Source organism: Acinetobacter sp. YH12094, from assembly GCF_013419295.1.
In the GTDB taxonomy this organism is placed as follows: Bacteria; Pseudomonadota; Gammaproteobacteria; order Pseudomonadales; family Moraxellaceae; genus Acinetobacter; species Acinetobacter amyesii.
Genome location: NZ_VPAK01000047.1, coordinates 1 through 9609 on the forward strand (window position 1 = coordinate 1; position 9609 = coordinate 9609).

General features: G+C 41.9%; 7 protein-coding genes. 4 read left to right on the forward strand and 3 right to left on the reverse strand.

Annotated features, from left to right (window positions below; translation table 11 throughout):
- Positions 1-278: 278 nt before the first annotated feature.
- Both FTU34_RS16895 and lpxO read right to left on the reverse strand, forming a co-directional pair.
- The gene (locus FTU34_RS16895) at positions 279-1361 is read right to left on the reverse strand and encodes a diguanylate cyclase domain-containing protein (RefSeq protein ID WP_180036235.1); all 1083 of its coding nucleotides are present in this window, start codon (positions 1359-1361) and stop codon (positions 279-281) included.
- 369 nt (positions 1362-1730) lie between these two features.
- A complete protein-coding gene (gene lpxO, locus FTU34_RS16900) occupies positions 1731-2645 on the reverse strand; it encodes a lipid A hydroxylase LpxO (RefSeq protein WP_111885964.1) in 915 nt (304 codons plus the stop codon).
- Between the two features lie 473 nt (positions 2646-3118).
- On the opposite strand from lpxO, the gene fadB reads away from it, so the two are divergent.
- The 3 genes from fadB (at position 3119) to FTU34_RS16915 (ending at position 7544) form a co-directional block, all read left to right on the forward strand.
- Positions 3119-5272 carry a fatty acid oxidation complex subunit alpha FadB gene (gene fadB, locus FTU34_RS16905; protein ID WP_180036234.1) on the forward strand — a complete coding sequence of 718 codons (2154 nt, stop codon included), beginning with the start codon at positions 3119-3121 and terminating at the stop codon, positions 5270-5272.
- Positions 5273-5284: 12 nt separating this feature from the next.
- Entirely contained in the window at positions 5285-6457 is a 1173-nt protein-coding gene (gene fadA / locus FTU34_RS16910) for an acetyl-CoA C-acyltransferase FadA (protein WP_180036233.1), read from the forward strand.
- Between the two features lie 367 nt (positions 6458-6824).
- A complete protein-coding gene (locus FTU34_RS16915; protein ID WP_168379007.1) occupies positions 6825-7544 on the forward strand; it encodes a hypothetical protein in 720 nt (239 codons plus the stop codon).
- 149 nt (positions 7545-7693) lie between these two features.
- Here the strand turns inward: FTU34_RS16915 and tehB are convergent, their stop codons facing one another.
- On the reverse strand, positions 7694-8566 hold the full coding sequence (gene tehB / locus FTU34_RS16920) for an SAM-dependent methyltransferase TehB (RefSeq protein ID WP_180036232.1): 873 nt from the start codon (positions 8564-8566) through the stop codon (positions 7694-7696).
- Between the two features lie 297 nt (positions 8567-8863).
- On the opposite strand from tehB, the gene FTU34_RS16925 reads away from it, so the two are divergent.
- On the forward strand, positions 8864-9469 hold the full coding sequence (locus FTU34_RS16925) for a hypothetical protein (protein ID WP_180036231.1): 606 nt from the start codon (positions 8864-8866) through the stop codon (positions 9467-9469).
- Positions 9470-9609 lie beyond the last annotated feature (140 nt).

The window sequence follows — 9609 nt, forward strand, 5'->3', positions numbered from 1 at the left end:
TGTCTGCTAGGGACAGCTGCCCTGTTTGTTTCCATGCCATGTCGGTGTCTTTTGTTATGTGGTTGATTATAAAGCATTATATCATTTTAACGAACTTTTGTGTATCTGTTCGTGCAAAGGTTTCTATACAAGATTTTGCAGGATGCATCTGCTATTTCAGCTTTTATTTTTGCAGGAAATAAGCGTATTTATCACATTATTTTCAAGAATATGGAGATCCATTTCGCTCAAGTACCGCTATTCATCTATTGTTATTTTTGGCGTTCTTTACGCTCGAATCACGCTTCTTTCGATATAGGTTGTTCCTGCAAACGTTTATAATTCTTTTTCTCTTGATACATTTTAGCATCGGCTTGTTGTACCAAACTCATGGCATCTATATAGCCTTGCTGATGGTCTGTTTGACAGAGCCCAATACTTAAACTTAAGCCTGCTTCCATTTCAGCCACCGCTTCTAATAAACGCGGGATAAAACTCGCTTCCACATGCTTTTCACTGCAACCAGGCAAGACCAAACAAAATTCGTCTCCGCCATAACGGAAGCAATGATCATCTAAACGTGCAACCGACTTTATGGCCGCAGCAACCGTTTGTAGTACCTGATCTCCACGTGGATGACCTTGTTCATCATTGATCTTTTTAAAATCATTGATATCAATAAACACCACTGTCACAGGTTCATGATTACGCTGTGCAGTATATAAAATACTGGTCAATAAGGTCGATAAATGCCGGACATTTAACAGTCCTGTTAATGGATCGCGCTGTGAAAGTTCTTCCATTTCTTGTGCACGAAACTCTAGCGCATGCGCATACTGTTCCATTTTTTCACGGGAGATCTTCACCTCATTAATCAAACTCCATACATAGGTTTCCACCACCAATGTGGTGTCGAACATAAAGAGCTTTTCCAAGGTGTTAATAATCCGCTGATATTGTTCCGTATCATTAAAGGTTCGCTGAATTAAGCGAAACAACATGGTCTTTAGGGTATGCACCGCAGAGAGATACAACTTCGGCTCTACACCTATGCGCTTATGAACCAAACCAATCCGTAAACGGTTATTCACATAAGCGCTGTCATAGCACCCGGAAAATAAGTCCAATAAATACTGGTGCTGCGCGCGTTGCAAACGCTTCAAGGTATCAAGATCACCAATCAATGTTGCAATTTCTGGAATTGAGGTCTGATTTTCATAAAATTCATCGACCATACTGTCGAGGATCGGCGCCACAATTCCACCAATCGAAGCCAGTTCCGCCAGCTCTAAATCAGTCAAGCCAAGCAACTGTTTACGTCGTTCTATATCTTGCATCGAAATATGCATTTGATGCATCAATGTTTGGTTGGTTGCTTTCATGAATCGGATCCCCTTCCCGCCAAATCCTTCCCTTCAGGCGTTTACACAGGGTTTCTATGCAGTAGGTCTGCAATGTTTCCACCGTTTTCACCTTTGGGTTTTGGCTATCATTGATGATGACGCTTTTCTTTCAGCTCAATGGTTTGGCATGGGCTTAAGTTTGGACGTCAACATCATATTCCTCGTCTGTTGGCACATTTTTTCTGGCTTATTCTGGTTCTAGCTTATTCTGGCTAACACTATTTCTGCTTTTGCTGATTTGCTCTGCATGATTATTTTTATTCTGCTTGCACGATAACTGATATTTCGCTGACTGTCAGCATAAAAAAACGCCCCTAAGGGCGCATTTTTTCGATATTTATTCCACTTTTAAAATAAATATGGACGTATAAAAATCAGGAAGAACAGCCCCAACATCAGGAACCACTTTAAAAAGTAATACAGTGAACGATTGGTTTTTTTCAAGGCTTTGGCTTTTATGCGAATTTGATAGACATAGCCAAATACTTTATTTAAACCACCTGTTTTATCACCGCTTTCATTCGGTGAACTTGCAGCAGTCATGACATTTTTACCAAACCAATGGTTAAAAGCTTCCATCCACTTTGACTTTAATGGCCGTTCAACATCTGCAAAGAAAATGATCCGGTTCTGATCCGTTTTATTTTCAGCATAGTGAATATAAGTTTCATCAAACACCACACTCTCGCCGTCACGCCATGAGTACCGCTGACCATCGACATCAATAAAACAACGGTCATCATTGGGCGTCAGTAAGCCCAAGTGATAACGCAATGAACCAGCATAGGGATCTCGATGACGGACTAAACGACTGTCTGGCGCCAACTCAGTAAACATCGCGGCTTTAATAGTGGGTAAATTTTTTAACAAGGCCGTAGTTTTTGGGCAAAGTTCAGCAGCCGAAGGATGGGCTGAGTCATACCATTTTAAATAAAAGCGTTTCCAACCTGTTTTAAAGAACGAGTTAAATCCAAGGTCATCATAAGTACTCGATGCTTTGATGCCCCCTTTTTCATACAAGGCCTTGGCTTCATCACGAATCATTTCCCAGTTTTCATCTAAGACTTTTAAATCTTTAAAATGCTGCGTGTCGATATAGGGTTGACTCGGCACTTTTGAAAACATGTACATGAGAAAATTGATCGGTGCGAGCAATGTCGAATGATCAAAAAACTGACGATAAAATGAATGACGGACTTTACCGCGTTGCTGGATATAAAACGCAGAAATGACAAAGACCGCCAGGATAATCCACTTAATCATATGAGGACCTGGTGCTAATAAGCATTGTGCTTAATGAAAAATTAACTTTTTTGAGAACGCGGCGAGTATAGCATAGTGCTCAGTGATGCCTAAATAAGCAGCATAGAACACTGTGTCTCAGCAAAGATGGATGACAATGTTAAAAGTGAATTGACCATTCTGCCGAAAAATATACTTGCTTTTTTCTTGAATTTTTCTTTCGCATCTCAATCTATAGCTTACATTTATAAAAAAATGTGAACTGAAACATAAGCTTCAACATATTTAATTAGAGCGATAGCGTTTAAAGGCAGATCCGAAGGCTATTTCCAAAAGAAATTTTGATGACCCTAGCGTCACGGCTTGATACAACTTGTTATGTTCTTTTTAGATATAGTTATCGTAAGATTAGCGAGGCATATAGTGTACGCAGGAACCGCGTACTCGCTTCACAACATCAACTTAGAAGTCCTCCAAAATAAAGGAGATCAGGCATGATCCACGCTGGCAATGCCATTACCGTCCAAATGCTTTCGGACGGAATTGCAGAATTCCGCTTTGACTTACAAGGTGAGTCGGTCAACAAATTTAACCGCGCAACAATTGAAGATTTTAAAGCTGCAATTGACGCTGTTAAAGCAAACGGTGACATCAAAGGTTTAATCGTTACTTCAGGTAAATCTACATTTATCGTGGGTGCAGATATCACTGAATTCGGTGACAACTTCGCTCAAGGCGAACAAGCAATTGTGGATTGGGCATTGCCTGTTCACGACATCTTCAATGCGTTTGAAGATCTAAACGTTCCTAAAGTTGCTGCAATCAATGGTATGGCATTGGGCGGCGGTTTTGAAATGTGCTTAGTGTGTGACTATCGTGTGATGTCAGAAGCTGCACAAGTTGGCCTTCCAGAAATCAAACTGGGTATCTACCCTGGTTTTGGTGGTACGGTTCGTTTAAGCCGCGTGATTGGTATCGACAATGCGGTTGAATGGATGGCAATGGCTGCACCGAAAAAGCCAGCTGCTGCGCTCAAAGACGGTGCTGTTGATGCAGTTGTTGCTGCAGACAAACTACAAGACGCTGCAATTGACCTTGTGAAACAAGCAATTGCTGGCCGTGTAGACTGGAAAGCAAAACGCCAAGAAAAATTAGATCCTGTTAAATTGAACATGCTTGAACAAATGATGGCATTCAATACAGCGAAAGGTGCAGTTCTTGCTAAAGCAAACCCTGCACAATACCCAGCGCCAAAACTTCTTCTAGACTCATTACAAGCAGGTGCAAGCCTTCCACGTGATGAAGCATTGAAAATCGAAGCGCAAGGTTTTGCTAAAGCGGCTGTGACTCCACAAGCAGGTGCGTTAATTGGTTTATTCCTTAACGACCAAATTGTGAAGAAAACTTCGAAGAAATATGAAAAAGGTGCTCACCCTGTCAACCAAGCTGCTGTACTAGGCGCAGGTATCATGGGTGGTGGTATTGCTTACCAAGCGGCAAGCAAAGGCACACCAATCATCATGAAAGACATTGGTAACCCACAATTGGCGTTAGGTATGTCTGAAGCGAACAAATTGTTGACTAAACAAGTTGATCGCAAAAAAATGACTGCGGCGAAAATGGGTGAAACTCTTGCGCGCATCCGTCCGACTTTAAGCTATGACGAGTTTAAAGAAGTGGACATCGTGATTGAAGCAGTAACGGAAAACCCTAAAGTTAAGGGTATCGTACTTGCTGAAACTGAGAAAAATGTTCGTGACAACACGATCATTGCGTCTAACACATCAACCATTTCAATCACACGTTTGGCTGAAAACCTACAACGTCCTGAAAACTTCGTAGGTATGCACTTCTTTAACCCAGTTCACATGATGCCATTGGTAGAAGTGATCCGTGGTGAAAAGACGTCTGCTGAAGCGATTGCAACGACTGTAGTTCTTGCTCAGAAAATGGGTAAAACACCAATCGTGGTCAATGACTGCCCGGGCTTCCTTGTAAACCGCGTATTGTTCCCTTACTTCGGTGCATTTGACCTTCTACTGAAAGACGGTGCTGACTTCCAGCAAGTTGATAAAGTGATGGAAAAATTCGGCTGGCCAATGGGTCCTGCTTACCTCATCGACGTTGTGGGTATCGACACAGGCGTACACGGTGCAGAAGTAATGGCGGAAGGTTTCCCTGACCGTATGAAGCCTGACTTCAAAGGCGCAACTTTAACCATGTACGAAAACAAACGTCTTGGTCAAAAGAATGACGTTGGTTTCTACAAATACGAACTTGACCGTAAAGGTAAGAAAGCCAAAGTGGTTGATCCAGTGGCTTACGAACTTGTGGCTTCTGTTGCAACTGCGGAAAAACGTGAATTTGATGCTCAAGAAATCATTGACCGTATGATGCTGACGTTCTGTAACGAAACTGTTCGTTGCCTAGAAGACAATATCGTAGCGACTGCTGCTGAAGCAGATATGGCGATGATCATGGGTGTAGGTTTCCCTCCATTCCGTGGTGGTCCATGCCGTTACATCGACCAAACAGGTGTCGCTGAATACGTAGCACTTTGCGACAAATATGCGTATTTAGGTAAGGCTTATGAAGCGCCACAAATGTTGCGTGACATGGCTGCTAACAACAAAAAATTCTACGGTTAAGGAGCAACGTGAATGGCTACTTTAAATCCACGTGACGTTGTCATCGTTGATGGCGTACGTTCAGCAATGGGTAAAACCAAAAATGGTATGTTCCGTAACGTCCGTGCTGACAGCTTATCTGCTGAATTAGTACGCGCGCTTGTTGCTCGTAACCAGTTTGATACCAATGAAGTTGAAGACGTAATCTGGGGCTGTGTAAACCAAACCCTAGAGCAAGGTATGAACATTGGTCGTAACATTGCGTTATTGGCTGATCTTCCAAAGACTGTTGCAGGTCAAACAGTGAACCGTCTTTGTGGTTCTTCTATGCAAGCAATCCACACGGCGGCTGCGCAAATTGCAACCAACCAAGGTGATATCTTCATCATTGGTGGTGTAGAGCACATGGGTCACGTTGGCATGATGCACGGCATCGACATCAACCCAGAAGCGTCTAAGCATTATGCAAAAGCGTCTAACATGATGGGCTTAACTGCTGAAATGTTAGGTCGTATGAACGGTATTTCTCGTGAAGAACAAGATGCGTTTGGTGTTGAATCACACCGCCGTGCTTGGGCTGCAACACAAGAAGGTCGTTTCAAAAATGAAATCGTGGGCGTTGAAGGTCACGATGCAAATGGCTTCAAAATTCTGTGCGATATCGATGAAGTGATTCGTCCTGATGCAAACCTTGAAGCATTCCAAGCTTTACGTCCAGTATTCGACCCGAAAGGCGGTACAGTAACTGCTGCAACATCTTCAGCTTTGTCTGATGGTGCTTCTGCAATGTTGCTGATGTCTGCTGAACGTGCTCAAGCTTTAGGTCTTAAGCCACGTGCTGTGATTCGTTCTATGGCGGTTGCAGGCTGTGATGCTGCGATCATGGGTTATGGTCCTGTACCAGCAACTCAAAAAGCGCTTAAACGTGCTGGCTTGTCAATTGCTGATATTCAAACGTTTGAATTGAATGAAGCGTTCGCTGCACAAGGTTTGTCTGTTCTTAAAGGCTTAGGCATCTATGACCAACAAGACCGTGTGAACTTGAACGGTGGTGCGATTGCGCTTGGTCACCCATTGGGTTGTTCTGGTGCACGTATCACAACGACTTTGCTGAACGTCATGGAACAGCAAGATACACAAATTGGTCTTGCGACCATGTGTATTGGTCTAGGTCAAGGTATCGCGACCATTATCGAACGTGTTTAATGTTTAGTTAAATACTGAGATAAAAAACCCCGCTTAATGCGGGGTTTTTTATTTGTTAACTAAACTCGCATGAATAATACTAGAAGCCCCTTCTCCCTCTGGGGTGAGCAGCATGCACCACAAGAGGATGAGGGGAAATTTTTCATATAAATCCTCTCCCTGAGCGGTATTCTGCGCAAGTCTCCTTAAAAGGAGAGGGAAATTTCATAGTGCAATAAATTTTGTTCAAAAATCTTCAGCAATAAACCGTGCTAAACAAACCGTAAAAACGCCTCAGCATATTTTTAAAGTTAATACGTTAATTCTCGATTTTCAGCGATTTTTGAATTATGGTAAGGCCTGAACCAAAACTTAAATATGCATAACAATGATAAATAAACGACTTCACTACCTCTTAAAGATGAGCTGCCTAAGCACTTTTATTTTTCTTACAGCTTGCGTTACAAATAATCAAATCGGTGAACTCTCCCGTGATCTGTTTCAAAAATACGAAACAAAATATGCATGGAGAACAATCCTTGAAGATGATGTGATCGCATTTGGCAAACCCGCTAAAGCAATACCCAATGAACCAATCGATAGCATCGTAGTCGCAGGCAATAAATACAGCTATGTGATCAATAAAGGCGGTGCTGATTTTATTCAACTGATTAGCCAACTCAATCCACAATATATTCGTCTCCATCGAGAACTTGACTTTAATTCTCCGAGCCCGAACAGCACTAAATTTAGCGGAAGCTTTAAATTTTATTATGCGCCTCCCAATGGAACACTAAGTCCTACGGAAAGGGCATTATTCAACCAATATGGCGTAGCACCATGTGATTGTTCAAAGGCAGAACAGCAAGATCATCTCTTTAACTTAGAAATTGCAGGTACGGTTTACCCAAAAGTTGCGAATGCCGCAGATTTAAAGCCCTTAAGCCATCCATATAAGATCCGTATCCAGCATTACGAAGACCAAAGTGGCTATGTCAAAAAGTCAGGGCAGGAAAAATTGGCAGAATTACCACTATTGCCTTTAACACTCACAATCGACATCATTCAATTGCCTTTAAAAGCTTTAGGCTTTATTTATCAGCCTTAAATCAGAGTATGATCATATTTAATTGGTTGAATTTTCTAAGTACACATACACCCTGACTAACTCAAAAATGGTTCCCTTTTTTCAGTTTAAGTAAAGTAAGTGTTGAGTTGATCCCCAACTCTTCAACTCAACATCCTAAAATACTAGGCTTAAATTTTCTGCGCCAACAAAGTCGCAAAATGCTGCTTAATCCGATTGCCTTGCTCATCCACCCGATGCAGCTCCCCGACATTTTCATTATATTTCACAATCTTCCACCCTCCATACAGTGCACTTAACTCCCCTGCTTTAAAGCTAAATGGAAAGTCAGGCTGCGCAGGGAGATCAGGTGTATCCATCGCGCACACGATGAGATTATAACCATTGATATTTGTGGCTTGCTGCATCTGCTGAATCAGAGGCTTTACTGTCTTGGCCTCTAAAAACATCATCACCACGGTACAGCAAATAAAGTCGTATGTACCTGTAATGCTTGGGTCAGCGTTTAGATCACGCTGCTGTACATGAATATTTTCAATGCCTTCCGCAGCGATCACCTCTTGCAGCTTGTGCAAACTGTGTGGATTGACATCCCATGCATCCACCTCAAAACGCTGCTCAGACAGCTGACTTAAGTACAGCGAATTACGCCCCTGCCCACAGCCGACATCCAAAGCACGTCCACCATGCAAATACGGTGTTGCTGCCAAAAGTTCTGAATGTGTTGGGCTGAGTTGATACTTCTTATAAAAATAGTCCTGCGCTAAACAATAAAAACTCAACTGACATTGCACATCGTCACTCGCAGAGATAATCTTGTGCCACGCCTGCGGTTCGATAAACGGCAGTGGTAGGTCTGGACTAAATACATGCGTCGAGAGGACATTTCCAGACGCATCTAACATGGCAAAATTTACTTCACCTTGCAGCACGGTGAGTTTTGCCCATGTGCCTGCTTTGGTATTGTGCTGTTGTTTAAAACCGTGTGGAATCGACTGCTGCGTCCACACAGGGAACTGTTTATAACAAATAAGCTGCTGCATCTGTAGTTATCCCTCATGCGACGTTATTTTTATGCCATACCAATAGCGGAAATGTATATTCACCATAACGGCTTTAACAGTGATTTTAAATCAGCTTTGAATTGAAAATTTCGAATGCTGTGCAATGTACGCTGTTTTTGTTTGTTTTTCTGCGTTACACCATGTTATCCGTTTGTAACATTGGTGGAATATTCACACAATCAAATCCCTTACTCTGTGCCGTGTAACCTAAGGGCTGTTGATAAGGCATAAAATTTACAATGCCTTATTTTAACTAAGTTTTATAGAGTGATGACTATGAACGCGATCAAAACTACTTTAGCTGTTGCTTTAGTTGCTGCTACAACTTCTGCTATGGCAACTACTGCTGTAGAACAAAAACCTGCGACTGCTGTTGAAGCTGCACAAGCGAAAACTGCAACTGTAGCTGCTGCTCAAGCAACTCAAGATGCTGCTAAAACTCAAGTGGCTGTTGCAGAAAAAGCGACTCAAACTAAAACTTTAACAGTAAAAGAAACCACTAAAGCCAAAACTGCTGACATGAAAAAAGCAGTTGTAGAAAAAGCAGCAGCAACTAAAGAAGCTGCAGTTGCAGCAAAAGATGCAACTGTAGCAAAAACTGTAGCGGCTAAAGACGCTGTTGTTGCGAACACTGTTGCAGCAAAAGACGCGACTGTAGCAAAAACTGTAGCAACTAAAGATGCTGTCGTTACAAAAACTGTTGAAGCAAAAGATGCAGCTGTAGAAAAAGCAACTGATGCAAAAGAAGCTGTTGAAACTAAAACTGAAGAAGTAAAAGCTGAAGCGAAAAAAGACTGCGCTAAAAAATGTGCAGAGAAAAAAGCTGAAGCAGCAAAAGCTGAGAAAAAAGGGTTCTTTTCTTGGTTCAAAAAAGCAGCTTAATCATTGATTAAATGCTCTGTACACGACAAAAATAGATAACTCATTGAAATAATGTCACAATAATTGTTTTCTAACGACGAATACTATGACACATCTCAATGAGTTATATCTTATCTTAAACAAATCTCTAAAATGGAACA